Annotated in this window: 19 protein-coding genes; 9 read left to right on the top strand and 10 right to left on the bottom strand. The window is 68.2% G+C overall.

Annotation, left to right across the window (positions count from 1 at the left end):
- The first annotated feature begins 48 nt into the window (after window positions 1-48).
- Entirely contained in the window at window positions 49-789 is a 741-nt protein-coding gene (locus tag E3O32_RS01820) for an SDR family NAD(P)-dependent oxidoreductase (protein WP_134506435.1), read from the top strand.
- On the opposite strand, the gene E3O32_RS01815 is transcribed toward E3O32_RS01820, so the two are convergent.
- Window positions 786-2,867, bottom strand: coding sequence for a DNA gyrase/topoisomerase IV subunit B (locus tag E3O32_RS01815; RefSeq protein WP_134506433.1), 2,082 nt, complete (start codon window positions 2,865-2,867; stop codon window positions 786-788). The genes E3O32_RS01820 and E3O32_RS01815 overlap by 4 nt on opposite strands.
- 173 nt (window positions 2,868-3,040) lie before the next feature.
- Between E3O32_RS01815 and E3O32_RS01810 the strand changes: the two genes are divergently transcribed.
- On the top strand, window positions 3,041-3,292 hold the full coding sequence (locus E3O32_RS01810) for a DUF7455 domain-containing protein (protein WP_231383299.1): 252 nt from the start codon (window positions 3,041-3,043) through the stop codon (window positions 3,290-3,292).
- Window positions 3,293-3,411: 119 nt separating this feature from the next.
- Here E3O32_RS01810 and E3O32_RS01805 read toward each other — a convergent pair whose 3' ends face one another.
- The 5 genes from E3O32_RS01805 to E3O32_RS01785 all read right to left on the bottom strand — a co-directional run bounded on the left by E3O32_RS01805 (window position 3,412) and on the right by E3O32_RS01785 (window position 9,343).
- Window positions 3,412-4,152 carry a type 1 glutamine amidotransferase gene (locus tag E3O32_RS01805; RefSeq protein WP_134506431.1) on the bottom strand — a complete coding sequence of 247 codons (741 nt, stop codon included), beginning with the start codon at window positions 4,150-4,152 and terminating at the stop codon, window positions 3,412-3,414.
- Window positions 4,152-5,420: a MurT ligase domain-containing protein gene (locus tag E3O32_RS01800; protein WP_134506429.1), complete on the bottom strand. Its 1,269-nt coding sequence runs from the start codon at window positions 5,418-5,420 to the stop codon at window positions 4,152-4,154. Before E3O32_RS01800 ends, E3O32_RS01805 begins: the two co-directional genes overlap by 1 nt.
- A gap of 8 nt (window positions 5,421-5,428) precedes the next feature.
- A complete protein-coding gene (locus E3O32_RS01795; protein ID WP_338145175.1) occupies window positions 5,429-6,916 on the bottom strand; it encodes an RNA polymerase sigma factor in 1,488 nt (495 codons plus the stop codon).
- A 110-nt stretch (window positions 6,917-7,026) separates the two neighbouring features.
- The gene (locus tag E3O32_RS01790) at window positions 7,027-8,361 is read right to left on the bottom strand and encodes an MFS transporter (protein ID WP_134506425.1); all 1,335 of its coding nucleotides are present in this window, start codon (window positions 8,359-8,361) and stop codon (window positions 7,027-7,029) included.
- A gap of 58 nt (window positions 8,362-8,419) precedes the next feature.
- Window positions 8,420-9,343 (bottom strand): proteasome assembly chaperone family protein, encoded by a 924-nt coding sequence (locus E3O32_RS01785; protein ID WP_134506423.1) that lies wholly within the window; start codon window positions 9,341-9,343, stop codon window positions 8,420-8,422.
- A 95-nt stretch (window positions 9,344-9,438) separates the two neighbouring features.
- Between E3O32_RS01785 and E3O32_RS01780 the strand changes: the two genes are divergently transcribed.
- The 3 genes from E3O32_RS01780 to E3O32_RS01770 all read left to right on the top strand — a co-directional run bounded on the left by E3O32_RS01780 (window position 9,439) and on the right by E3O32_RS01770 (window position 13,908).
- Window positions 9,439-10,935: a leucyl aminopeptidase gene (locus tag E3O32_RS01780; RefSeq protein ID WP_134506422.1), complete on the top strand. Its 1,497-nt coding sequence runs from the start codon at window positions 9,439-9,441 to the stop codon at window positions 10,933-10,935.
- 105 nt (window positions 10,936-11,040) lie between these two features.
- A complete protein-coding gene (lpdA, locus tag E3O32_RS01775; RefSeq protein ID WP_134506420.1) occupies window positions 11,041-12,414 on the top strand; it encodes a dihydrolipoyl dehydrogenase in 1,374 nt (457 codons plus the stop codon).
- Between the two features lie 66 nt (window positions 12,415-12,480).
- Window positions 12,481-13,908, top strand: coding sequence for a 2-oxo acid dehydrogenase subunit E2 (locus tag E3O32_RS01770; protein ID WP_134506418.1), 1,428 nt, complete (start codon window positions 12,481-12,483; stop codon window positions 13,906-13,908).
- 28 nt (window positions 13,909-13,936) lie between these two features.
- On the opposite strand, the gene E3O32_RS01765 is transcribed toward E3O32_RS01770, so the two are convergent.
- On the bottom strand, window positions 13,937-15,595 hold the full coding sequence (locus E3O32_RS01765) for a serine/threonine-protein kinase (protein ID WP_134506416.1): 1,659 nt from the start codon (window positions 15,593-15,595) through the stop codon (window positions 13,937-13,939).
- A 109-nt stretch (window positions 15,596-15,704) separates the two neighbouring features.
- On the opposite strand from E3O32_RS01765, the gene lipB reads away from it, so the two are divergent.
- From lipB to E3O32_RS01750, 3 genes are read left to right on the top strand one after another with little or no spacing between them, the layout of a single operon-like run.
- On the top strand, window positions 15,705-16,340 hold the full coding sequence (gene lipB / locus E3O32_RS01760; RefSeq protein ID WP_134506414.1) for a lipoyl(octanoyl) transferase LipB: 636 nt from the start codon (window positions 15,705-15,707) through the stop codon (window positions 16,338-16,340).
- The gene (lipA, locus tag E3O32_RS01755; protein WP_134506412.1) at window positions 16,337-17,326 is read left to right on the top strand and encodes a lipoyl synthase; all 990 of its coding nucleotides are present in this window, start codon (window positions 16,337-16,339) and stop codon (window positions 17,324-17,326) included. The genes lipB and lipA overlap by 4 nt, the downstream gene beginning before the upstream one ends.
- Window positions 17,327-17,375: 49 nt before the next feature.
- A complete protein-coding gene (locus E3O32_RS01750; RefSeq protein WP_134506411.1) occupies window positions 17,376-18,086 on the top strand; it encodes a DUF4191 domain-containing protein in 711 nt (236 codons plus the stop codon).
- 16 nt (window positions 18,087-18,102) lie between these two features.
- On the opposite strand, the gene E3O32_RS01745 is transcribed toward E3O32_RS01750, so the two are convergent.
- Window positions 18,103-18,546, bottom strand: a complete 444-nt coding sequence (locus tag E3O32_RS01745; protein ID WP_134506409.1) for an RDD family protein — start codon at window positions 18,544-18,546, stop codon at window positions 18,103-18,105.
- 144 nt (window positions 18,547-18,690) lie between these two features.
- Between E3O32_RS01745 and glnA the strand changes: the two genes are divergently transcribed.
- Window positions 18,691-20,115 (top strand): type I glutamate--ammonia ligase, encoded by a 1,425-nt coding sequence (gene glnA / locus E3O32_RS01740; RefSeq protein ID WP_134506407.1) that lies wholly within the window; start codon window positions 18,691-18,693, stop codon window positions 20,113-20,115.
- Window positions 20,116-20,243: 128 nt separating this feature from the next.
- On the opposite strand, the gene E3O32_RS01735 is transcribed toward glnA, so the two are convergent.
- Together E3O32_RS01735 and E3O32_RS01730 are read right to left on the bottom strand one after the other, a co-directional pair.
- Complete coding sequence (locus E3O32_RS01735) at window positions 20,244-23,276, bottom strand: bifunctional [glutamine synthetase] adenylyltransferase/[glutamine synthetase]-adenylyl-L-tyrosine phosphorylase (protein ID WP_134506405.1); 3,033 nt, start codon at window positions 23,274-23,276, stop codon at window positions 20,244-20,246.
- Window positions 23,277-23,299: 23 nt separating this feature from the next.
- Window positions 23,300-24,637, bottom strand: a complete 1,338-nt coding sequence (locus tag E3O32_RS01730; protein ID WP_134506403.1) for a glutamine synthetase family protein — start codon at window positions 24,635-24,637, stop codon at window positions 23,300-23,302.
- Window positions 24,638-24,683 lie beyond the last annotated feature (46 nt).

Raw genomic sequence — 24,683 nt, 5'->3', positions numbered from 1 at the left:
GCCGCCCCGGTGGACCGGCCGGGCAGGAAGCCCGGCTAAGGTGGCGGCATGACCCAGCTTCGTGACGCATCCATCCTCGTCGTCGGCGCCTCAGGGGGCCTCGGCCGTGACATCGCCCGGCTGCTCGCCGACCAGGGCGCGCGACTGATCCTCAGCGGGCGGGACAGGGGCAGCCTCGAGACCCTTGACCTTCCCGGGACGATCGTCACCGCCGACCTGGCCGTCCCGGCCGACATCGTCGCCCTGGTCGCCGGCGCGATCGCCGTCGACGGCCGCCTCGACGGCATCGTGAACGCCGCCGGCGTCGTCGCCTTCGGGGCGGCGACCGAGGTGACCGATCCGACCCTGGAACGGCTGTTCGCCGTGAACACGCTGGCCCCGATCCGGCTGCTGCGGGCCGCCCGCGCGGCCCTGGCCGAGTCGGCAGCGGCGGGGCGAAGCCCCTTCGTGGTGACGCTGAGCGGGGTCGTGAGCGAAAGCCCGACCGCCAACCTGGCGGCGTACTCCGCCTCGAAGGCAGCCCTTGCGGCCTTCGACAAGGCCGCCGGCCGGGAGCTGCGCCGGAGCGGCATCCGCATTCTCGACGCCCGGCCGGGCCACACCGAGACCGGACTATCCGGGCACCCGATCGCCGGAACGGCGCCACGGCTGCCCGCCGGTCACGCGCCCGACCTGGTCGCCCGGCGCATCGTTGCCGCGATCATGGCCGACGAGGCCGACCTGCCGAGCACGGCCTTCTCCGTTCCGGCGGTGAGCCCGTCCGCGGAGGGGGCGGATACCGATGGTTAGACGTCGATCCGGTCGCGGCTGAGCTTGTCCGAGCTGTCGATGATGAATTCCTTGCGTGGGGCGACGTCATTGCCCATCAGGAGTTCGAATACCTTTCCCGCCATCTCCGCGTCGGCCACCCTGACCCGGCGGAGGGTGCGGTGCGCGCGTTCCATGGTCGTGGTGGCGAGCTGGTCGGCATCCATCTCGCCGAGCCCCTTGTACCGCTGGATCGGGTCCTGGTAACGCTTGCCGCTCTTCTTCAACCCGGCGAGCACGCCGTGCAGTTCGGGCTCCGAATAGGTGTAGATGGTCTCGTTCGGCTTGCTGCCCGGGTTCATCACGACCACCCGGTGCAGCGGGGGCACCGCCGCGAAGACTCGGCCCTCGGTGATCATCGGCCGCATGTACCGGAAGAAGAGGGTCAGCAGGAGGGTGCGGATGTGGGCGCCGTCGACATCCGCGTCACTCATGATGATGACCTTGCCGTACCGGGCGGCCGACAGGTCGAAGCTGCGCCCGGAGCCGGCACCGATGACCTGGATGATCGACGCGCACTCCAGGTTGGAGAGCATGTCGGACACCGAGGCCTTCTGCACGTTGAGGATCTTGCCCCGGATCGGCAGGAGAGCCTGGTGCTCGCTGTCCCTGGCGAGCTTCGCGGTGCCGAGCGCAGAGTCACCTTCGACGATGAACAGCTCGCTCGTGGTCACGTCGTTGCTGCGGCAGTCGACCAGCTTCGCCGGCAGCGACGAGCTCTCGAGCGCGTTCTTGCGCCGCTGGGTTTCCTTGTGGGCCCGCGCGGAAATGCGGGACTTCATCTCGGCGACGATCTTGTCCAGCACGACCGCCGCCTGGGTCTTGTCGTCACGCTTCGTGGAGATGAAACGCTCGTTCATGGCCTGGGCGACGACGTTGGCGACGATGGCGCGCACGGCCGGTGTGCCCAGGACCTCCTTGGTCTGGCCCTCGAATTGTGGTTCGGGGAGCCGCACGGTCAGCACGGCGGTCAGGCCGGCCATCACGTCGTCCTTCTCCAGCTTGTCGGAACCCATCTTGAGGCGGCGGGCGTTCAACTCCACCTGGGACCGCAGGAATTTCAGCAGCCCGGCGTCGAAGCCGGCCTGATGGGTGCCGCCCTTCGGCGTGGCGATGATGTTCACGAAGCTGCGGACGACGGTGTCGTAGCCCGTGCCCCAGCGCAGGGCGATGTCGACGGCGCAGTCCCGGGTCAGTTCGGTCGGCACCATGGCGCCCTTGTCGGTCAGGACAGGGACGGTCTCGGTGAAGCTGCCGTTCCCGGACAGCCGCCAGGTGTCAGTGATGGGGGTGTCGGTTGCGAGGTGGTCGACGAACTCGGAAATGCCGCCCTCGAACTGGAACGACTCGTGAACCGCTTCGGCGCTGCGCCGGTCGTCGATGTCGATGGCGAGGCCGGGAACGAGGAACGCGGTCTGCCTGGCCCGGTCGAGGAGCTCCTCAGTCTGGAAGGCGGCTCCCCTGGTGAAGATCTGCCGGTCGGCCCAGTAGCGCACCCGGGTACCGGTGACCCCGCGCTTGACCTTGCCGATCACGCGGAGTTCGCTCTGCTTCTCGAACGGGGTGAAGGGCGCGTCGGGGCTCTTCTCCCCCGTATCCGCGAAGATCCCGGGTTCGCCGCGGTGGAACGACATCGCCCAGGTCTTGCCGTCACGGTCGACCTCTACGTCGAGTCGCTCGGACAGGGCGTTCACCACGGATGCGCCGACGCCGTGCAGGCCGCCAGAGGCCGCATACGATCCGCTGCCGAACTTTCCGCCGGCGTGCAGCTTGGTGAAGACCACCTCAACCCCGGTCAGGCCGGTCTTGGGCTCGATGTCCACCGGAACGCCACGGGCGGTGTCCCTGACCTCGACGCTCTCGTCCGGGTGCAGGACGATGTCGATCCGGGAACCGAATCCGCCCAGCGCCTCGTCGACCGAGTTGTCGATGATTTCCCAGAGGCAGTGCATCAGACCGCGCGAGTCGGTCGAACCGATGTACATGCCGGGGCGCTTGCGAACCGCCTCGAGCCCCTCGAGGACCGACAGGTGGCGTGCGGAATAGTCTGAAGAGCTCACAACTGTCAAGAATACCGACCGGAACGCGCCCGGCTCCCCAGCAACACCCTGCCCAGAACGTCTACGCGGTGAGCGAAATGCAACCAAACGGAGTCGTAAACCGGGGCGGACCGTGTTTACATGGAGCACAGGTTAAATTGGTATCACTTGGTATCAGTCTGGAGGAGGAAAACATGTCCCAGATCGCAACCGGAAATGGTGCCATCGACCAAAGTTCCGTCGACGGGCAGAGCGCCCCTCACCAGCTCACCGCGGCCGACCGCTGCGATGCGTGCGGCGCCCAGGCCTACATCCGAGTCGTCGTCAACAACAGCGAACTGATGTTCTGCGCCCACCACGGCCGCAAGCACCAGGAGAAGCTCGCGGCGATCGCCGAGAGCTGGCACGACGAGTCGAGCCGACTTCTCGAGGACCAGCGCTCCTAGTCCAGTTCGACTACCCGTCCTTTTCGACGCGCGGTCAACGGCGCGGACGACCTCGGTCGTTCCGCGCCGTTCCCATATCCGGGGGCCTGCGTTCCGGGGGCCGAACCACCCGCGGGAGGTTACTCCGCGGTGAGGCCCAACGCCACGGCAAGCTGATTGCGCCCGGCTTTCGCTGTCTCGTCGACTGCGACGGCTCGTGCACCCGGAACGTACTCCGCGCCGGCGCGCGCCAGGGCCGTGCTGAGCAGGTGGTCGGCGAGGGAAGGGTTCCGCGCCAGCACCGGCCCGTGCAGGTGGGTGCAGACGAGGTTCCCCATGACGAGGCCCTCCACACCGGTTTCGCCACGGGCAGCGCCGTTTCCCGTTCCGGATCGAACCCGGCCGAGTGGTGACGCCTCGCCGCCGACGTAGTCGCGGGCGTGGTTCTCGAAGCCGACCAGTCTGCCGAAACGGGAGTCGACGATGAGATCGTCCGTCACCCGTGCGGACCGGGGAACCGCGCGGCCCGTGACGATTCCGAGGCCCTCGACGACGGTGCCGTCACCGAGCTCGATGCCCCAGCTGAGCAGTTCCCATCCGGTGCCGACGGCGAGGATGGGGATTCCCGCCGTGCACCAGGCGCGGAGTTGCTCCGTCATCGTGGCGAGGGTGTCGCGCACCGCGACCAGCTCGGTGTCGGAGCCTGAACCGATCACGACGAGGTCGATCTGCTCGGGCAGATCGGCGGCCGTGCGCACCGGAATGATTTCGGCGTCGACACCGGCCCAACGGGCGCGCTGGGCGAGCACCCGGGCGTTCGCGGCGTCGCCGTTCGTGCCGAGGAATTCGGGCAGGACGGAGACGATGGTGAGCGCTCGCATCACTCCCGCCCTGCCTTGTTGGAGACGAGCCCGAGGTGGGCGCGGGTGCGGCGCATGGAGTCGGCCGAGAAGATGATGGTTTTCAGTCCGATCCGCGGGTCAGGGAGAGCGAGGAATTCGTCGAGGGCGCGGCCGAGGTCGGGCTCGATCCGCTCGACGGCGACGTCGTCGTAGGCAAGCTGCAGGGCGATTTCCAGCGCCTTCGAGCCGGAGGCGAAGAGAACCCGGCCAAGCCCGGACGTGTCGACCGGCCAGAAGTAGGACGGGTCACGGACATCCGAACCGATCGCGATCAGGATCTGGTCGGTTCCGGCCGCGAGGCTGTCCACGTTGAGCTGGAAGCTCGCGGGGTTTTGCACGAGCACGAATTCGACCTTCCGGCCGCGTACCGTGACGATCTCGCCCCGGCCGAACACGGGCGGGATCGCCGAGATGGCCGCGACCGCCACGGCAGGGTCGAAACGCTCGCCGAGGACCGCCTGGGCGGTGCTGAGGGCGGTCAGCGCATCGACGGCATAGTGCGTTCCGCGGGCGGGCAGGCCCAGGTCGTAGCTGGCACCGTCCACCAGCACGGTGGCGTCGCGGCCGTCGACCGTGGTGAGGAGCATCCCCTCCGCGGGGGAGAGGCGGTTGCCGGCCGTCACGCTGTAGCCGAGCCCGCGCGGGTTCGCCGCGAGGACGTCGGCGGACACGCCGTAGCGGGACACGGCCACGGCTCCCTCGAGGCGCGAAGCGAGGTCCACCAGGTGCTGGTCGTCGGCATTCACCACGACGGTTCCGGTGGCCCGGGACGCGATCTTGCCGAGCATGGCCGCGACCATCTCGGAATCGTGGAAGCGATCGATCTGGTCGACCATCACGTTCGTCAGCGCGACGACGCGGGGCTTCAGCGACCCGGAGATCAGGGCGCCGTGCCCTTCATCCATTTCCAGCACGGCCACGTCGCCGCTGATCCGGCCGGCCAGGCTGGCCTGCTCGAGCAGCGCCGAGGTGAGCCCCTGGCTGATGTTGGCCGTCGACTCGTTCGTGAACACGCCCAGGCCGTGCGCCCGGAGAGCGGCAACCAGCATCTTCGTGGTGGTGGACTTGCCACTCGAGCCGGTCACGATGACCAGTCCGCCGGGGAAGCCGTTCAGGGTGCGGGACAGGAATCCCGGAGCGATGGTGTTGACGACGAGACCGGGGACCGCTGATCCCCCGCCCGGTTTCCGCCATCTCGCCAGGACCCGAACAACCCTGCCGACGAGGATCGCCGGTGCGTAGCGCACGCGGCCGCCTATTCGAGGTAGTCGCGTAGGGACTGCGACCGGGAGGGGTGGCGCAGTTTCGCCATGGTCTTCGACTCGATCTGACGGATGCGCTCACGCGTCACCCCGAACGTGTCGCCGATCTGGTCGAGCGTCTTGGGCATCCCGTCGCCGAGGCCGAAGCGCATGCGGATCACGCCGGCTTCCCGCTCGGAGAGCGAGTCGAGAAGGCTTTCGAGCTGCTTCTGCAGCATCGTGAAGCCGACTGCGTCCGCAGGGACGACCGCTTCGGTGTCTTCGATGAGGTCACCGAATTCGCTGTCACCGTCCTCGCCGAGCGGGGTGTGCAGCGAGATCGGCTCGCGACCGTACTTCTGCACCTCGACGACCTTCTCGGGCGTCATGTCGAGTTCACGGCTCAGCTCTTCGGGCGTGGGCTCGCGGCCCAGGTCCTGCAGCATCTGCCGCTGCACGCGGGCCAGCTTGTTGATGACCTCGACCATGTGCACCGGGATCCGGATGGTACGGGCCTGGTCGGCCATGGCGCGGGTGATCGCCTGGCGGATCCACCAGGTGGCGTAGGTGGAGAATTTGAAGCCCTTGGTGTAGTCGAACTTCTCGACGGCACGGATCAGGCCCAGGTTTCCCTCCTGGATCAGGTCGAGGAACTGCATCCCACGGCCGGTGTAGCGCTTGGCGAGAGAGACGACGAGGCGGAGGTTGGCTCCGAGCAGGTGGCTCTTCGCCCGGGCGCCGTCCTTGGCAACCCACTGGAGTTCACGCCCGAGCGCGCTCTTCTTCTCGGCCTCGGTCATCACGGCCATCTTGTCTTCGGCGAACAGGCCGGCTTCGATGCGCATCGCGAGCTCGACCTCTTCGGCCGCGTTCAGCAGAGCGACCTTTCCGATCTGCTTCAGGTAGTCCTTGACCGGGTCGGCGGTGGCACCGGTGATGGCGCTGGAGTAGACGGGGACTTCGTCGTCGTCGTCGACGAGGGAGAGCACGAGCGCTCCGCTGGGGAGCGGCTCGGCCGCGGCGGCGCGCTTCTTGCCCTCTTCGTCCGTGTCGTCGTCGTCGGAATCAGCGTCTTCGCCGGCAGGGTGCTCATCGTGGTCATCGGACCCCGCGGCAGCCTTGGTCTTGGTGGCGGCGCGCTTGCGCGGCGCCGGCTTCTCTTCGCCGGCGTCCTTCGCGGCCACGGCGGCGGCTGCCTTCGCGGCGGCGGCCTTGGTGAGCGGCTTCTTCACGGCGGCGGCCTTGGCTGCCGGTGCCTTCGCAGCGGTCGCTTTGGCGGGTGTCTTTGCGGGCGCCTTGACCGCGGCGGAATCAGTCTCTGCCACGCCTGGCGCGGCCGCGGTGGTTTCTTCGCTTGGCTCGGATTTTGTGCGGGTTGCCATTCGAACACCTCTCATGCCGTGGCGCTGTCGCCGGCGGCGCTGCCGGGTCGAAACGGCCGAAGTGGAGCTGGCCGGTCCAACACCTGGGCAGTGTGGATTTTGGGCAGTACTAGGACCCATGTCAAGTCCCGGGCTAATCGCAACGACAAAATTGTCGATACTCCCAGGACCAGAACGGGCCCTATTGACAATTATTGCATGCTTTGTGTATGAGGCAAGCCAGGCGCATCCTATTCCGGCCGCCGCCGCCGGCGCCACGCGCGGGCCGCCGCCACCCAGATCGGGGCGACTTCGATCCCCTCGTCGTCGGAGAGCTGCCGGCGCGTGCGCGCCCTGGCCCGCAGCAGGAAGACCACCCCCAGTCCGACGACCAGGAACTGCACGGAGAACGCCACCCGGAACGAGTCGAGCGAGTACAGGTCGCTGGCTGCGCCGGCGGCGACACGCCACCCGTCCTGAAGGTCGAGCAACAGGCCGACCAGGTACACCATCACGAAGCTCGCGGTGAACCCACCCACGTTGACGACTCCGTTGGCGGAGCCGTGGCTCCGCTGCGGATTGAAGGTGCGGGCGAAATCGAAACCGATCAGCGAACCCGGTCCGCCGATGCCCAGGGCGACCAGCAACACGATCACCAGCCACATCGGGGGCGTAGCCGGCCAGAGCAGGACGAGTGCCCACGCCGTGAACATCAGCGCGACCACGGCGAGAACAATGTTGCTGCGCCGCAGCGGGTAGCGGGCCGTCAGGATTCCGAGGACGGGTCCGGCGATCACGCCCGCCCCGACCAGGACCATCAGCATCCCGGCCGCGAGAGACGGGTCATAGCCGAGGCCGTAGACCATGAACGGGAAACCCCAGAGAAGGCTGAAAACGGTTCCCGAGGACTGGGTCACATAGTGGGACCAGAATCCCAGCTGGGTTCCCGGTCGTTTGAAACTGTGCTTCAGCAGGGCGAGCGCGGCAGCCCAGCTGGCCGGACGATCCTCCGCCGGAACGCCGGCCGGCCGGTCCTGCACGACGACGATCACCACGACGAGCGCCACGAGAGCAACGGATGCCGCTGACACGAACGCGGCCGTCCAGCCCCAGGTGTGCAGCACCCAGGCCAGAGGCACCGCAGACATGACCTGGCCCAGCTGGCCGATATTGCCCAGCCACTGGGAGAGCTGCGGAACGCTCCGGCCGGTGAACCAGGAGCCGATCAGCCGGATCATGGAGATGAAGATCGTCGCGTCCCCTGCCCCGACGAGGATCCGGCCGACCACGGCGACGCCGATCGTCGGCGCGAAGGCCAGGGTGAGCTGCCCGCCGACCATCAGCGCGGTGCCGGAGATGACGAGCACCCGGGGACCGTAGCGGTCGATCAGCACGCCCACCGGAACCTGGGCGGCGGCGTAGACGACAAGCTGCACGACCGCGAGGCTGGAGAGCACGGCGGCCGAGCCGCCGAAGCGTTCCGTCGCCGCGACCCCGGCAACGCCCAGCGATGAACGTTGCAGCACGGCGGACAGGTACGCGAACGACCCGATGGAGAAGATCAACCAGGAGCGACGCGAGTTCATTGCCCCTAACTTACTCGCGCGCGGCTCTGGAACGTTCAGTCGCTCCGGCCGGCGCCGCTCAGGCTGGCGGGCCCTCGTCCCGGCTGCGGCGGGTCGCCAGGAAGTTCTCCAACTCGGCGGCGATCTCGTCCGCGCTGGGGAGCTCGCCTGCCTCGTCGGTCAGCGGCGACCGCAGGGTGCTTCCCTCCATGTACGCGTCGTAGCGCTCTTCGAGCGTGCCGACGAGTTTCGCGAGTTCGGGGTTGTCGTGCACCTGCTCGTCGATGCGCCCCACGAAATCGCGGTTCTGTTCCCTGAGCTGATCCGACGGGAAGATAAGGCCGGTCGCGGCGCTCGTACTCTCCAGGGCGGAGAGGGCCGTGGCCGGGAACTCGGTGTCCGCCAGGTAGTGCGGCACCAGCAGGACGAAGCCGACGACGGATGCCCCGCTCTCCTGCAGCCGGAACTCGACCAGGTGGAGGGCGTTGGCCGGCACCTGGGTGTGCGGCCTCCAGACGGACATGCTCTCGATCAGGTCCGAACGGTTGCCGCTCACGGTGACGCCGATCGGTCGGGTGTGCGGCACCGGCATCGGGATCGCGTGCACCCAGGTGGTCGAGGACACCTTGAAACGGCGCACCAATTCGAGCACCGCCGCCGTGAACTGATCCCAACGGAAATCGGGCTCGAAGCCGGCCAGGAGCAGGAACTGCTGCCCGATCTCGTCCCGGGCCAGGTACAGCCGGAGGGTGGCCGGCTGGTAGTCGGTGAGGTGGTCCTGGTCGAAGTAGATGATCGGGCGGCGCGCCCGGTAATCGAGGAGGACATCGGCGTCGAACGCGGCGATCACCGAATGGTCGAGGGTGTTGCGCAAGTACTCCGTGAATTGCGAGACCGCGCCACCGGCATCCGCGAAGCCGGTCAGCCCCGCGACCAGGTGCAGGCCCTCCGGGACGCGCTCGGCATCCGCGGTCAACTCGTAAAGGTCACCAGGATCGCGCATGCCGTTAACTCTAAACGCCAATATCCGTGCGTCGAAGGAATCGACCGCCGCGCCGTGGTGCCGAGAGCGAACAGGCTGCCCCGTAGCATCAAGGGATGACCGTTCCCCGCCTTTCCGTGTCCGCACAGCCCGCAATCGACTCCGAGGTCGACGTCCTGATCGTCGGGGCGACCTCCTCCGGCGACACCGGCGTATTGTTCGCCGACCCTGCCTTCGCGGGCCTGTCGGCGCAGCTCGCTTCCCTCGGCGTCACCGGCGGCCGCGACCAGCTCGTGCGTCTGCCTGCCTCGGTGGGTGCGGCCCGCAGCCTCGCCATCATCGGAATCGGAAAGGAGTCGACGGTCGACGCCCTCCGCCACGCGGCCGGATCCGCAGTCCGCCAGCTCACCGGGGTATCCTCGGTCGCGTTCGCGTTCCCGGCCACGACTGCGGAGGATGCCGAAGCCATCCTCGAGGGCGCGGCGCTCGGCGCGTACTCGTTCACGACCTACCGGCACAGCTCCCTGGCCGCCACCAAGCTCCCCGCCGAGGAGATCGTCGTGCACACCGGGCTGGACCTGGGCGACGTCCCCACGCGTGTCGGTATCGTCGCTGACGCGGTGAGCCTGATCAAGGACCTCGTCAACACTCCCCCGTCAGATCTCTACCCGGAGTCCCTCGCCCGGCTCGCCGTCGAAGCGGTCGACGCCCAGCCCGGCCTGCCGATCGAGGTGCGGGTGTGGAACGAGGATGAACTCGTCGCTGACGGCTTCGGCGGGATCGCCGGCGTCGGCCAGGGCTCAACCCGTCCGCCGCGCCTGGTCAAGGTCACCTACTCGCCGGCCGGCGCGACCAGGCACCTCGCCCTCGTCGGCAAGGGCATCACCTTCGATACCGGCGGACTCTCGCTGAAGCCGCCGGCATCGATGGTGGGCATGAAGTACGACATGACCGGGGCGGCCACCGTCCTTGCGGCCACGCTGGCCGCGGCCCGGCTCGGGCTCGACCTGAAGGTCACCGCGTGGCTCTGCATCGCCGAGAACATGCCGTCCGGATCGGCGATCCGGCCCAACGACGTGCTCCGGATCCGCGGCGGCCAGACCGTTGAAGTCCTCAACACCGACGCCGAAGGCCGCCTGGTGCTCGCGGACGGCCTCGTCGCCGCGGGCGAAGAAGCGCCGGACGCCATCATCGACGTGGCCACCCTGACCGGGGCCGCCATCGTCGCCCTCGGCACCCGGTACTACGCGGTGATGGGCGAGGACACCATGGTCGCCAGGGTCCTCGACGCGGGCAAGGCCGTCGGCGAACAGTCCTGGCCGATGCCGCTCCCGGATGAGCTCCGTCCCCTGCTCAACTCGGATGTCGCGGACATCGCGAACGCGAAGATCGGCAGCGCCGCGGGCGGAATGCTGCTGGCCGGCGTCTTCCTCCGTGAGTTCATCGGTACCCTCGGCGAGGGCGATGACGCGGTGAAGATCCCGTGGGCGCACCTGGACATCGCCGGCCCGGCCCACAACACGGGCAGTGCGTTCGGGTTCACGGGGGTCGGACCGACCGGGATTTCGCTCCGAGCGTTGCTTCGACTGGCCGAGGACTTTTCACGCCCGTAGTACAGTCGAGGAGGCAAGATAAGCTTGCCGATCAGCGAATGCCTGCGGCGTCGTCTTCCATGACGCCCGGCAAACCGAGTTTGTGATGCACGAGGGAGTATCTGGGTGTCGGAACAGAATTTTGACCTTGTCGTTCTCGGTGGAGGAAGCGGTGGATACGCAGCGGCGTTGCGTGCGGTCCAGCTTGGCCTCACCGTTGGCCTGATCGAGAAGGGCAAGCTCGGCGGCACCTGCCTCCACCTGGGCTGCATTCCGACCAAGGCGCTGCTGCACTCCGCAGAAGTTGCGGACGTCAGCAGGGACTCCGCGAAGTACGGTGTGAAAACCCAGTTCGACGGTATCGACATGCCGGCGGTCACCGCGTTCCGCGAAGGGATCGTCGCCTCCAAGTTCAAGGGGCTGCAGGGACTGATCAAGGCCCGTGGCATCACCGTCATCGGCGGTGAGGGCCGGCTGGTCTCCCCGACGACCGTGCAGGTCGGCGAGGACACCATCGTCGGCAAGAACGTCGTCCTGGCCACCGGTTCGTACTCCAGGTCTCTGCCCGGCCTTGAAATCGGCGGGCGGGTCATCACCAGCGAGCACGCCCTCGAACTCGACTACGTGCCGCGCAAGGTCGCCGTCCTCGGCGGCGGCGTCATCGGCGTCGAATTCGCCAGCGTCTGGAAGTCCTTCGGCGCCGACGTCACAATCATCGAGGCGCTTCCCCACCTGGTCCCGAATGAGGAAGAATCCGTTTCCAAGCAGTTGGAACGTGCCTTCCGCAAGCGCGGCATCGAGTACTCCCTCGGCATCCGGTTCCAGAGCGTCAGCCAGGACGACAACGGAGTGGTCGTCACCCTCGAAAACGGCGCCACCGTCGAGGCTGACCTCCTCCTCGTGGCCGTCGGTCGCGGCGCGGCCACCGCGGGACTCGGCTTCGAAGAGGTCGGCATCACGGTCGACCGCGGCTTCGTCATCACCGACGAGCGCCTCGCCACGAACATCCCCGGCGTCTACGCCGTCGGCGACATCGTGCCCGGCCTGCAGCTCGCACACCGCGGCTTCCAGCAGGGCATCTTCGTCGCCGAGGAAATCGCGGGCCTGAACCCGATCGTGGTCGAGGACGTCAACATCCCGAAGGTCACCTACTGCGACCCCGAGATCGCTTCGGTCGGCTACTCGGAGGCCAAGGCGGCCGAGAAGTTCGGTGCCGACAAGATCTCCACGTACGAGTACAACCTCGGCGGCAACGGCAAGAGTTCCATCCTCGGCACGAGCGGCTCGATCAAGCTCGTGCGCGTCTCGGACGGTCCCATCGTGGGAGTGCACATGATCGGCGCCCGCGTGGGCGAGCTGATCGGTGAGGGCCAGCTGGTCGTGAACTGGGAGGCGTACCCCGAGGACATCGCTCCCTTCCTGCACGCGCACCCCACTCAGAACGAAGCGCTCGGCGAGGCCTTCCTGGCCCTGGCCGGCAAGCCCCTGCACGCGATGTAGCAGATCCCGGCACTCACACTCTCAGTAAGCTAATTACAGACAAATGGTTTTGAAGGAGACAGACGCATGAGCGAATCCGTTAACCTCCCGGCACTCGGTGAGAGTGTCACAGAGGGTACGGTAACCCGCTGGCTTAAGAACGTGGGCGACCACGTCGAAGTCGACGAGCCGCTGTTGGAAGTATCGACCGACAAGGTGGACACGGAGATCCCGTCCCCCATCGCGGGAATCATCGAGGCGATCCTGGTCCAGGAGGACGAGACCGTCGAGGTCGGGACCCCTCTGGTGACCATCGGAGACGGCTCGGCAGCAGCGGCCCCCACCGCCGCACCGGTCGCCGAGGCTCAGGTCGCCGCACCGGCACCCGTCGCGGCTCCGGTCGCCGAGGAACCGGCATACGTGGCGCCCGTCGAGGCACCGGTTGCCGCACCGGCGCCCGTGGCACCGGCGTACGTGGCGCCCGTCGCAGCTCCGGTCGCCGCACCGGCCCCCGTGTCCGCACCGGTCGCCGCTCCGGTGGCCGCACCGGCCCCCGTGGCCGCGCCTGCCCCTGCAGCAGCACCGGCAGCCGAGCCCGTGTCCCGCGGCTCCCACGCCGGGACCAGCGGCTACGTCACGCCGATCGTGCGGAAACTCGCCAACGAGGCCGGCGTCGACCTCTCCACCGTCTCCGGCACCGGGGTCGGCGGACGGATCCGCAAGGAAGACATCGAATCGGCCAGGGCCACGGCATCCGCCACGGCCGCGGCGCCGGCCGCACCGGCCGTGGAGGTTTCGCCCCTGCGCGGTACCACCGTTCCGATGTCCCGCCTCCGCAAGGTCGTCGCCGAGCGCGCCGTCATCTCGATGCAGTCGTCGGCGCAGCTGACGACCGTCGTCGAGGTCGACGTGACCCGCGTGGCGCTCCTCCGCGACAAGGTCAAGGGTGCCTTCCAGAGCAAGACCGGCAACAAGCTCTCCTTCCTGCCGTTCTTCGCCCTGGCCGCGGCCGAGGCGCTGCAGGCGAACCCGATCATCAACGCCACCATCGACGGCGACTCGATCGTGTACCCCAGCCAGGAGAACATCAGCATCGCGGTCGACACCGAGCGTGGCCTGCTGACCCCTGTCGTCCGCAACGCCGGCGAGCTCGACCTGGCCGGCTTCGCCGCTCAGATCGCCGACCTGGCCCAGCGCACCCGCGACAACAAGCTCAAGCCCGATGAGCTCTCCGGTGGCACCTTCACGCTCACCAACACGGGGTCGCGCGGCGCGCTGTTCGACACGCCCGTCGTCTTCCTGCCGCAGAGCGCGATCCTGGGCACCGGCGTCGTCTACAAGAAGCCGATCGTCGTCACCACCGACGGCCTCGACTCGATCGCCATCCGCTCCACGGTGTTCCTGGCGCTGTCCTACGACCACCGCATCATCGACGGCGCGGACGCCTCCCGCTTCCTCGTCATGATGAAGCAGCGCCTCGAGGCCGGAGCCTTCGAAGCCAACCTGGGCATCTGAGGACCACGGCAGTCGACGGGTTCGCCCGTCAGTAGTCGAAGATCTGCCTGATCCGCCAACCGGCCTCGCCCTTGACCACAAGGACCGAGGCCGGTTTGCTGTTTCCGTGCGCGGAAGCCTCGGTCAGGACGACGGCCACCAGGGCGATGCCTCCCCTGCGTTCGACCAGGGACGGCGCCGATTCTCCGGCCTCCTCGGCGGGCGCAACGGCGTCCCCCTGGTGGGACGACCGGGCGGCCTGCCCATCCGCTGCCAGCGCCGCGGATCCGGCCTGGTCGACGCCGTCCAGGCAGGCCACGGATGCCGCACGCAGGCACCCGGCGCGCAGGCGCAGCAGCACCCGCACCGCCTGCACCGGCTCATCGCCCTCGACGGCCGCGCGATCGGCCGCCAGGTCGCCCGGCACCGCGGTTGGCGCCGGGGAGGCCGGCTGAGGGGACACCGACGAGGGAGCCGCGCCCACCGCCACCGGGGACGTGGCGCCCGAGGCGGGGCCGGCACTGCCGCCCCGCGCCTCGGGCTGATAGCCGAGCGTGAGCAGCAACACCGCGCCCGCGGCGGCGATCAGCGAAGACACGAGGAGCGGACCTCGATGTGCCCGGAGTCCCACGAACAGGCGGTGACGCAGACGCTGCCACGGCCGGGCATCCGCCTGCCGGCCGGTCAGGCCGCGGAGCAGAGTGTTGAGCCGGCCGAGCAGCGTCCGGGCTCGGCCGGATCTCCGCGCAGGCCCCGGCTCGGGGCGATCGCCGTTCCCCGGCTGAAGGTCGCCGGCCGGGCCGGCCACCGCCCGGCTGCCCCGGAGGGCTCCGGTGGCGGCCCAGCCGGCCTCCCGCTCGGACCTGCGCCCCGGGGAGGGCACCCAGGGGGACGCCGCCGAGGAGACCGCCGAGGCCGGCGACCACGCGAACAACCGCCGCTCGAGTTCGTCGAGCAGGCGGTGCACGGGAAACCCCGGCGGGATCGACTCCAACCATCCGGCCGGTTCAGGCACGGCCGAATCCCCGCTCGTCTCGACACGATCAAGCACTCCCCCCGCGAAGGCCGACACCCGCAACGCCGCCTCCTCGAGACAACTTCGGAGTTCCGGTCCTGGCGGCGGCAATTCCCGAAGCCGCCCCAACCCGGTCAGAACCGGTCTCCCGGTGCGATCGAAGATGACCGCGGACTGGGCCAGCCCCTCGTGCACGTAGCCCAGGGCCAGCAGTGCGGCCAGCGCCGCCAGGATCGGCGCCAGGATCGTCACCGCCTCCCCCGGCGCCAGCAGCCTGCCGTCGCTGAGCAGCCTGCTCAGCCGGCTGCCGGAGAGATACTCCTGCACGATGCAGACTCGTCCGTCGGAGAGCGTGGCCAGGTCGATGAGCGAGGCGAATCGCGTCCCGGTCGATTCGGTCAGCACCCGGAATTCCCGCTCGATCACGGCCCCAGCCGTTTCCGGGCGAAAGATCTTCAGGGCCACAGGCGGACGAGTGCCGGCCTCGACGGCGCCCTGCAACGCTGCGGTGGAAACGCCGAGGTAGACGTCGGCGCGTTCACTGGCGCCGAGCCGGCGCAGCACCCGGTACCCGGCGACGACCGCCCCGACCTCCGCCGAACCGGACGTCGAAGCCCACGTCGACCCGGTTGCGGAGCCGGGGTCGCCGGCGGCCGGAACCGGATCAGGGTCACGGCGCGCTCTGTTCCTCACCCGCCGGATTCTGCGCCCCCGGGCGACGCAGCGGGGATGCTTGTGCCGGTTCCGGGGAGATCCGGCCAGGGCGGCAGACGCCGAGGACAAGCTGACCTAGACTGGCCTGATGCTCGACTTTGTCGTCGCGGGGCTAAGCGCCAACTCCGTGCCGTATGTTGAGGGCCTTGAGCTCCAACGCGCAGTCCACCGTTCGGTCGTTTCCGGCGAGAAACCCGACACCGTCATCTTCCTCGAACACCCCGCCGTGTATACGGCCGGGAAACGTACGGAGCCGGAGGAGCGTCCCACGGACGGCACCCCCGTCATCGACGTCGACCGGGGTGGGAAGATCACCTGGCATGGACCGGGCCAGCTGGTCGGCTACCCGATCCTGCGCCTGGCCGAGCCCATCGACGTCGTCGGCTATGTGCGGATGCTGGAGGGGATCCTGATCGAGGTCCTCGCCGAGTTCGGCATCGAGGGCCGCCAGGTTCGCGGCCGTTCCGGCGTCTGGGTCGGTCCGGACGGTTTCGAAGAGAAGATCGCGGCCATCGGCATCCGCGTCGCCGAAGGAGTCACCATGCACGGATTCGCCCTCAATTGCAGCAATTCCCTGGACGCCTATGGGCGCATCATCGCCTGCGGCATCCGGGACGCCGGCGTGACGACGATGTCGCGCGTGCTCGGCCGTGAGGTCGCCACCTCCGAACTGATCGAACCGATCCGGGCCGGTTTCCTCCGCACCATGGCGGTGGCGGCATGAGCGCCGTGCCCGAGGGCCGCAAGATGCTCCGCCTGGAGATCAGAAACGCGGAGACGCCCATCGAGCGCAAGCCCGAGTGGATCAAGATCAAGGCCAAAATGGGCCCCGAATACCAGAAGATGCAGAACCTCGTCAAGAGCGAGGACCTGCACACGGTCTGCCAGGAGGCCGGCTGCCCCAACATCTACGAATGCTGGGAGGACCGGGAAGCAACATTCCTGATCGGTGGCTCGCAGTGCACCAGGCGCTGCGACTTCTGCATGATCGACACCGGCAAACCGGCCGAGTACGACCGGGACGAACCACGCCGCGTTGCCGAGTCCGTCGTCAAGATGAAGCTGCGCTACGCCACCGTGACCGGTGTCGCCCGCGATGATCAGCCCGACGAGGGTTCATGGATCTACGCCGAGACGATCCGGCAGATCCACCAGCAGAGCCCGGGCACCGGCGTGGAGATCCTCGTACCGGACTTCTCGGGCAATCCTGACCACCTGGGCGAGGTCTTCTCGGCGAAACCGGAGGTGTTCGCGCACAACGTGGAGACGGTCCCGCGCATCTTCAAGCGGGTGCGCCCGGCGTTCCGCTACGACCGCTCCCTCGACGTTCTCAGCCAGGGCCGCAACGCGGGCCTGATCACCAAGTCCAATCTCATCCTGGGCATGGGCGAGGAACGGGCGGAGGTCAGCCAGGCCCTGCAGGACCTGCACGACGCCGGAACCGACATCATCACCATCACCCAGTACCTGCGTCCCAGCGCGCGCCACCTGCCGGTCGCCCGGTGGGTGAAGCCGGAGGAGTTCGTCGAGCTCAAGCACGAGGCTGAGGCGATCGGTTTCATCGGGGTGCTCTCCGGCCCGCTGGTGCGTTCCTCCTACCGAGCCGGGCGTCTCTGGGCCCAGTCCATGCTGGCAACCGGTCGTGAGGTGCCGGCTGAGCTGCGCCACCTGGCGGATGCGACGCTCGGGTTCGCCCAGGCCGTCAGCTGAACCGAAAAACGGTCACCCTCCATGCGGGCGACTCGGTAGTCTTGGAACCATGGCACGCAGCAAGGACAAGACTCCCCGCACCCCCAAAGAACCCGGCCGCTTGAAGCAAATGTGGCAGGTGTTCCAGATGACGAGGCGTTACGACTCGAACATCGTCCTGTTCATGATCCTGGCCTTCCTGATCCCGGTCGCGATCAGCCTCGCGCTCGCGTTCGTGTTCTCCCCCGGCAACGTGGTCACCATCGTGCTCTGGGTGATCGCGGGAGCCCTCGGCGGGCTCCTCGCCATGCTCATCATCCTGGGCCGCCGCGCCGAGAAGGCCGCCTACTCGCAGATCGAGGGCCAGCCCGGCGCGGTCGGCGCGGTGCTCCGCAGCTCGCTCAAGCGCGGCTGGGTCGGAAGCGAGATGCCCGTCGCCGTCAACGGCAAGACCCAGGACGCGGTCTACCGCGCGGTCGGTCGCGGCGGCGTGGTGCTGATCAGCGAGGGCCCTCGCACCCGAACCGCACGCATGCTCGACGAGGAACGGCGCATGGTCACCCGGCTGGGCGGCAGCATCGCCGTCACCGTCATCTCGGTCGGACCGGACCCCGACGCCGTTCCGCTGCACAAGCTCGCCCGGCGCCTCACCCGGATCAAGCCGACCCTGACCAAGGCCGAAGTCCTCGCCGTGAACAACCGCCTCTCGTCCATGACGAAGAAGCTCCCGATTCCCAAGGGCGTCGACCCGATGAAGGCCCGGCCGCAGCGCGGCAACTAGCCGAGCCCGGCATCCGTCAGCTGCGGATGAGGACGGTTCCGGCGATCTTGTCGTGGAATCCGCGCTGGTCCGAGTCCCAGACCAGCGCGGGAATCGCGAACCCCAACAGCACCGAACGCAGCGCGGGGCGCCAGACGCCGGCCCAGCCGCCGGTCAGCGAGATCACCCGGAGCCCGACCAGCCGGTGCCCGATGCTGCCGCCGATGGTCGGAATGAACACGATTTGCAACAGCACGAACATGCCGCTCACCGCAAACCCGTTGTAGTCCGGGAACGTGTAGTCGAAGGCCCAGAACGCGGCCCCCGTGGCCAGGACCTGGTCGATCGCCAGCGCGGCAATCCGGCGGCCCACCCGGCCGACCGAGCCTGCGCCATGATTGGGCAGGCCCAGGCGCTCCCCCGGCCACCGGCTGGGCGGAAGCTGTCCGAAGGTGGTCGGTTTCGAGGATGCGGCAGACACGCGATGAGTCTAGCGAGCCGCCCCCGCTGTAACATGTGTGAAACATAAGCGTCACTGTCGGGTAATGCCGCCCCACTAACCTCAATGGAGCCGCAGTGCGCGACTTTTCGAGATTAACGCCCACGTCGTTTGGAGTAAAACCGCATGTTCCGCGATTCGTCAGAAGTGCTCAAATTCATCAAGGACACCGACGTCAAGTTCCTTGACATCCGTTTCACCGACCTGCCGGGTGTGCAGCAGCACTTCAACATCCCCGCGTCGACCGTCGACGAAGATTTCTTCACGGTCGGCCAGATGTTCGACGGATCGTCCATCCGCGGCTTCGCGTCGATCCACGAATCCGACATGCAGCTCATCCCCGACGTCACCACCGCGTACATCGACGCCTTCCGCACCGAGCGCACGCTGATCATGCTCTTCGACATCTACAACCCGCGCAATGGGGAGATCTACTCGAAGGACCCGCGCCAGGTTGCCAAGAAGGCCGAGAAGTACCTCGCGTCGACCGGCATCGCCGACACCGCTTTCTTCGCTCCCGAAGCGGAGTTCTATATCTTCGACGACGTGCGCTACGAGGTCAACCAGTACTCGAGCTTCTACTCCGTCGACTCCAGCGAGGGCGCCTGGAACTCGGGCCGCAAGGAAGAGGGCGGAAACCTCGCCAACAAGACGCCGTTCAAGGGCGGCTACTTCCCGGTCAGCCCGGTCGACCAGCACGCCGACATGCGCGACGACATCTGCCTCAAGCTCATCGCGGCCGGCCTGATCCTGGAGCGCAGCCACCACGAGGTCGGCACCGGCGGCCAGGGCGAGATCAACTACCGCTTCGACACGATGGTGCACGCGGCCGACGACCTGCTCAAGTTCAAGTACATCGTGAAGAACACCGCCAGCGAGTGGGGCAAGACGGCGACGTTCATGCCGAAGCCGCTCTTCGGCGACAACGGCTCCGGCATGCACACCCACCAGTCCCTCTGGGCCGGCGGCAAGCCGCTGTTCTACGACGAGGCCGGCTATGGCGGACTCTCCGACGTCGCGCGCTGGTACATCGGCGGGCTGCTCAAGCACGCCCCGGCCGTGCTCGCGTTCACCAACCCGAGCGTGAACTCCTACCACCGCCTCGTCCCCGGCTTCGAAGCTCCCGTCAACCTGGTCTACTCGGCCGGCAACCGCTCGGCATCCATCCGGATCCCGATCACGGGCACGAACCCGAAGGCCAAGCGGATCGAATTCCGCGCGCCCGACGCCTCCGGCAACCCGTACCTCGCCTTCGCCGCCCAGCTGATGGCCGGCCTCGACGGGATCAAGAACCGGATCGAGCCGCACGAGCCGGTCGACAAGGACCTCTACGAACTGCCGCCCGAAGAAGCCAAGAACATCCCCCAGGTTCCCGCTTCCCTCGAGGCCGCGCTGCTGGCCCTCGAGGAGGACCACGACTTCCTGCTGGCCGGGAACGTGTTCACGCCCGAATTGATCGAGACCTGGATCGACTTCAAGCGCGAGAAGGAAATCAAGCCGCTGGCCCAGCGCCCGCACCCGTTCGAGTACGAACTGTACTACGGGGTCTAAACCGCACCGGCGGCTGAACCAGTCGTCGCAGCGATGACACTGAGAAGGGCCGCACTCCCCCGGGAGTGCGGCCCTTCTCGTGATCCGGCCTCAGCCGAACGCGAGCAACGGACAAGAGGAGGCCGCGGTCAGCCTGCGAAGGGCCCGGCGCGTTCGACGGGGCCGTAGAAACGTCGTTCGAAGACTGCCCGTGCGCGACGGGTCACGGCCAGGTAGTCCTCCTCGAGCCGGTTTGCCGAGCCGGGCGGGTATTCGAGCACCCGCGCGACGCCCTCCAGCTGGATCCGGTCGGCGGGGAGCACGTCCGCGGTCCGGTTCGTCCAGAGGGTGATCGCGGAACGGCACCGGGAGGCGAACAGCCAGGCCGCCCGGAGCGTCTCGGCATCCGCTTCGCTGACCAGATCTGCCTCCACGGCGGCCCGGAGCGCGCCGAGGGTGGACGAGGTGCGCAGCGCCGGAATACGCGCCGCATGCTGGAGCTGAAGCAATTGCACAAACCACTCGACGTCGCTGAGCGAGCCGCGCCCCAGCTTGAGGTGCCGGTTCGGGTCGGCACCTTGAGGGAGCCGTTCGCTCTCGACCCTGGCCTTGATGCGCTTGACCTCCCGCACCTCCTGCTCGCCGATGCTCTCCGGGTAGCGCACCGCGTCGGCGACCCGGTCGAAGTCTCGGAGGAGCGCTGTGTCGCCGGCGACACCGCGGCCACGCAGCAAAGCCTGGGCCTCCCAGGTCAGCGACCATCGCCGGTAGTAGGCCTCGTACGATTCGAGGGAACGGACCACCGGCCCGTTCTTGCCCTCGGGGCGCAGGCCCATGTCCAGGTCCAGCGGAAGGCGGTTGTCGTCGGTGAGCCGGTTCAGTTCCCGCACGATGAACTTCGCGCGGTCATGCGCCGCGGTCCCTTCGAGCGTGCCGGCCCGGAAGACGTACATGACATCGGCGTCGGAGCCGAACCCGAGTTCGGCGCCCCCGAATCGGCCCATCCCGATCACGGCGAATTCGATGCCGTCGGTGGGGCCGTCCGGCTCCCCCAGCAGGTTCGTCCCGCGGATGGCGGCCGTCACCCCCTGGATGATGATGGCCGTCACATCGGTGAGCCCGGCCGCAAGCTCGTCGATCGACAGCCGCCCGAGAATGGCGGAGAAGGCGAGCCGCAGCACCTCCCGGCGCCTGGCGGTGCGCATGATCGATGCCGCCGCGTCGGGACTCTCGTGCCTGGCCAGCACCGCACGGGTCTCCTCCTGGAGAACGGCAACCGACCGGGGGCGCAGATCGTCCTCGTTCTCCAGCCAGGCCACGGACTCCGGGATCGTCTCGAGCAGTTCCCCGATGAAGCGGGAGGAGGAGAGAACACGGGTGAGCCGTTCGGCCGCGCCGGACGAGTCACGGAGCATCCGCAGGAACCAGTAGGTCGACCCGAGGCTGTCGCTGAGCCGCCGGAAGGACAGCAGGCCGTAGTCGGGATCCGCGCCCTCGGAGAACCATTGCAGGAGCACCGGGAGCAGGTGACGCTGGATGGTCGCCCGGCGGGACACCCCGCCGGTGAGGGCCGCGATGTGGCCGAGGGCTCCCTTGGTGTTCCGGAACCCGATCGCGGCAAGCCGCGCCTCGGCCTGGGCACTCGTGAGGTTGAGTCCCTCCGCAGGAAGCGCGGCCACGGCCGAGAGCAGCGGACGGTAGAACAGTCGTTCGTGCAGGCCGCGGACGCGGCGCTTGACCTCGGCCCAGCGCACGGTCAGTTGCGGGGCGCTCGTGGCCAGCCCCGTCGCCCGGGCGAGAATGCGCAGGCTCGCCTCGTCCCGGGGCATCAGGTGGGTGCGCCGCAGCCGCTCCAGTTGCAGCCGATGCTCCATCAGCCGGAGGATGCGGTAATCCTGGGCGAATTCGGCCGCTTCCGCCCGGCCGACGTATCCGCTGTCCGCCAGCGCTGACAGCGCCGGAAGGGTGCCGGCCTGGCGCACGGCGGGGTCGGCCTGGCCGTGCACGAGTTGCAGCAGCTGCACGGTGAATTCGATGTCGCGCAGCCCGCCGGGGCCCAGTTTCAGCTGCACCGCGACCTCGTCGTCCGGGATGTTCTCGGTGACCCGCTCGCGCATCCGTTGTACCGATTCCACGAAGTTCTCGCGGCTCGCGCTGGTCCACACCTTGGGGGCCACCGCCTGGATGTAGCGGTGGCCGAGGTCCAGGTGGCCGGCGAGGGGCCTGGCCTTGAGCAGGGCCTGGAATTCCCAGCTCTTGGCCCAGCGCTCGTAGTAGGCAAGATGGGATTCGAGGGACCGCACAAGCGCCCCGGACTTGCCTTCGGGCCGGAGATTCGGATCGACCTCCCACAGCTCGGCTTCGATCGTCGGCTGGTTTAGCCCCCGCATCATCAGGATGGCCAGCCGGGTGGCGATGTCGACCGCCCGCGATGCTTCGAGTTCCGTGGCCGGGTCCGCCTCCGCGACGAAGATGACGTCGACGTCGCTCACGTAGTTGAGTTCCGCGGCGCCGGCCTTGCCCATTCCGATCACGGCCAGCCTGGTGGCCCGAACCTCGGCCTCGGGGAAGACCCCGGGCGCGGCCACCGGCCCGCTCGTCATGCTGCGGGCCACGGCCAGTGACGCCTCGAGCGCAGCGGCCGCGAGGTCGGCGAGTGCCCGGGCGACGCCGTCAAGGCCGGCCACCGGGTCGGCCTGTTCCAGGTCGAACGCCGCCAGCTCGGCCAGGCGCCTGCGATACCGCACCCGCAGGGCCACCCAGCCGGCGTCGTCCACGAGCGCCGCGAACCCGTCGACGGCGCCCACCGAATCGAGGAGGTCCGCCGTCAGCGCCGTGCCGTCGGGCAGGCCGGCACGGGACTCCGCAAGCACTCCCAGTTCCTCGGGATGCCGAAGGAAGAACTCGGCCAGCCCGGTCGAGGCGCCGAGAACCCTGAGCAGGCGCAACGGAGCACCAGGCCGGGCGAGCAGTGCCCGCAACTCGTCCGGCGCCTGACGAAGCAGCGCGAGCATCCCCGCGAGGGCGCCGTCCGGGCTCGCCGTCCGGGCGAGCAGAGGCAGCAGAACCGACGGCTCGGGGCCGCCCAGATCGGCGACCTCCTCAAGCCGGCCCCTGACCTCGTCGAGTTCGGCGAAACCGACCCGGGCCAGGTCGGTCAGAGTCAGCGGTTCCCGCTTCATTGCGTCCCGTTCCTCGGCGTGGGTCAGAGCATCTCCAGGTTCTTGTCGAGCTCGAACGGAGTCACCTGGGAACGGTATTCCTTCCACTCCTGGCGTTTGTTGAGCAGCACGTAGTTGAAGACGTGCTCGCCGAGGGTTTCCGCGACCAGCTCGGATTCCTCCATGAACTGGATGGCGTGGTCGAGACTCGCGGGAAGCTGGCGGTAGCCGAGCGCCCGGCGCTCGGTGTCGCTGAGCCCCCAGACGTTGTCCTCTGCCTCCGGCGGCAACTCGTAGCCTTCCTCGATCCCCTTGAGCCCTGCGGCCAGCATGAGGGAGTAGGCAAGGTACGGATTCGCGGCGGAGTCGATCGCGCGGTACTCGATCCGGGAACTCTGGCCCTTGTTCGGCTTGTAGAGCGGCACCCGGATCAGTGCGGAGCGGTTGTTGTGTCCCCAGCAGACGAAGCTGGGCGCTTCGTCACCGCCCCAGAGCCGTTTGTAGGAGTTGACGAACTGGTTCGTCACGGCCGTGATCTCCGGCGCGTGCTTGAGCAGGCCTGCGATGAACTGGCGGCCGGTCTTCGACAGCTGGTACTGGGCACCCGCCTCGTAGAACGCGTTAGTGTCGCCCTCGAAGAGGGAAAGGTGGGTGTGCATGCCGGAACCGGGCTGGTCGGACATCGGTTTGGGCATGAATGTCGCATACACGCCCTGCTCGATCGCGACCTCTTTGATCACGGTGCGGAAGGTCATGATGTTGTCCGCGGTGGTCAGGGCGTCCGCGTAGCGCAGGTCGATCTCGTTCTGCCCCGGGCCGGCCTCGTGGTGGCTGAATTCCACCGAGATGCCGAGGTCCTCGAGCATCCGGACCGATCTGCGCCGGAAGTCGTGCGCCGTGCCGCCTGGCACGTTGTCGAAGTAGCCGGCGGAGTCGACGGGGGTGGGCCCGTTCTTGCCGTACTTGGACGACTTGAGCAGGTAGAACTCGATTTCGGGGTGTGTGTAGAACGTGAATCCGCGTTCGGCCGCCTTCGCCAGAGTGCGCTTGAGCACGTTGCGCGGGTCGGCGACGGCGGGCTGGCCGTCCGGCGTGGTGATGTCGCAGAACATTCGGGCCGTCGGGTCGACCTCCCCGCGCCAGGGCAGGATCTGGAACGTGGTCGGGTCGGGGTGGGCCAGCACGTCGGCCTCGAAAGAACGGGTGAGCCCCTCGATCGCGGACCCGTCGAATCCGAGCCCCTCCGCGAACGCTCCCTCGACCTCAGCCGGCGCGATGGCGACCGATTTCAGCGTGCCGACGACGTCGGTGAACCACAGCCGAATGAACTTGATGCCCCGTTCCTCGATGGTCCGAAGAACGAAATCGCGCTGCTTGTCCATTCACGCCCCTTCTTGTTGCTCCCTAGGTTACTGGCTGGCGTCGCAT

The sequence above is a fragment of the Cryobacterium mannosilyticum genome (assembly GCF_004402705.1).
GTDB classification, from domain to species: domain Bacteria; phylum Actinomycetota; class Actinomycetes; order Actinomycetales; family Microbacteriaceae; genus Cryobacterium; species Cryobacterium mannosilyticum.
The sequence above is the reverse complement of the archived record's forward strand: the minus strand, read 5'-3'. Positions and strand labels throughout refer to the sequence as shown.

Excerpts from the sequence above, each read along its gene's own strand:
- E3O32_RS01820 (WP_134506435.1), top strand. The coding sequence starts at position 49 with ATGACCCAGCTTCGTGACGCATCCATCCTCGTCGTCGGCGCCTCAGGG.
- E3O32_RS01810 (WP_231383299.1), top strand. The coding sequence starts at position 3,041 with ATGTCCCAGATCGCAACCGGAAATGGTGCCATCGACCAAAGTTCCGTC.
- E3O32_RS01805 (WP_134506431.1), bottom strand. The coding sequence starts at position 4,152 with ATGCGAGCGCTCACCATCGTCTCCGTCCTGCCCGAATTCCTCGGCACG.
- E3O32_RS01795 (WP_338145175.1), bottom strand. The coding sequence starts at position 6,916 with ATGGGTCCTAGTACTGCCCAAAATCCACACTGCCCAGGTGTTGGACCG.
- E3O32_RS01790 (WP_134506425.1), bottom strand. The coding sequence starts at position 8,361 with ATGAACTCGCGTCGCTCCTGGTTGATCTTCTCCATCGGGTCGTTCGCG.
- E3O32_RS01785 (WP_134506423.1), bottom strand. The coding sequence starts at position 9,343 with ATGCGCGATCCTGGTGACCTTTACGAGTTGACCGCGGATGCCGAGCGC.
- E3O32_RS01780 (WP_134506422.1), top strand. The coding sequence starts at position 9,439 with ATGACCGTTCCCCGCCTTTCCGTGTCCGCACAGCCCGCAATCGACTCC.
- E3O32_RS01770 (WP_134506418.1), top strand. The coding sequence starts at position 12,481 with ATGAGCGAATCCGTTAACCTCCCGGCACTCGGTGAGAGTGTCACAGAG.
- lipB (WP_134506414.1), top strand. The coding sequence starts at position 15,705 with ATGCTCGACTTTGTCGTCGCGGGGCTAAGCGCCAACTCCGTGCCGTAT.
- lipA (WP_134506412.1), top strand. The coding sequence starts at position 16,337 with ATGAGCGCCGTGCCCGAGGGCCGCAAGATGCTCCGCCTGGAGATCAGA.
- E3O32_RS01750 (WP_134506411.1), top strand. The coding sequence starts at position 17,376 with ATGGCACGCAGCAAGGACAAGACTCCCCGCACCCCCAAAGAACCCGGC.
- glnA (WP_134506407.1), top strand. The coding sequence starts at position 18,691 with ATGTTCCGCGATTCGTCAGAAGTGCTCAAATTCATCAAGGACACCGAC.
- E3O32_RS01735 (WP_134506405.1), bottom strand. The coding sequence starts at position 23,276 with ATGAAGCGGGAACCGCTGACTCTGACCGACCTGGCCCGGGTCGGTTTC.
- E3O32_RS01730 (WP_134506403.1), bottom strand. The coding sequence starts at position 24,637 with ATGGACAAGCAGCGCGATTTCGTTCTTCGGACCATCGAGGAACGGGGC.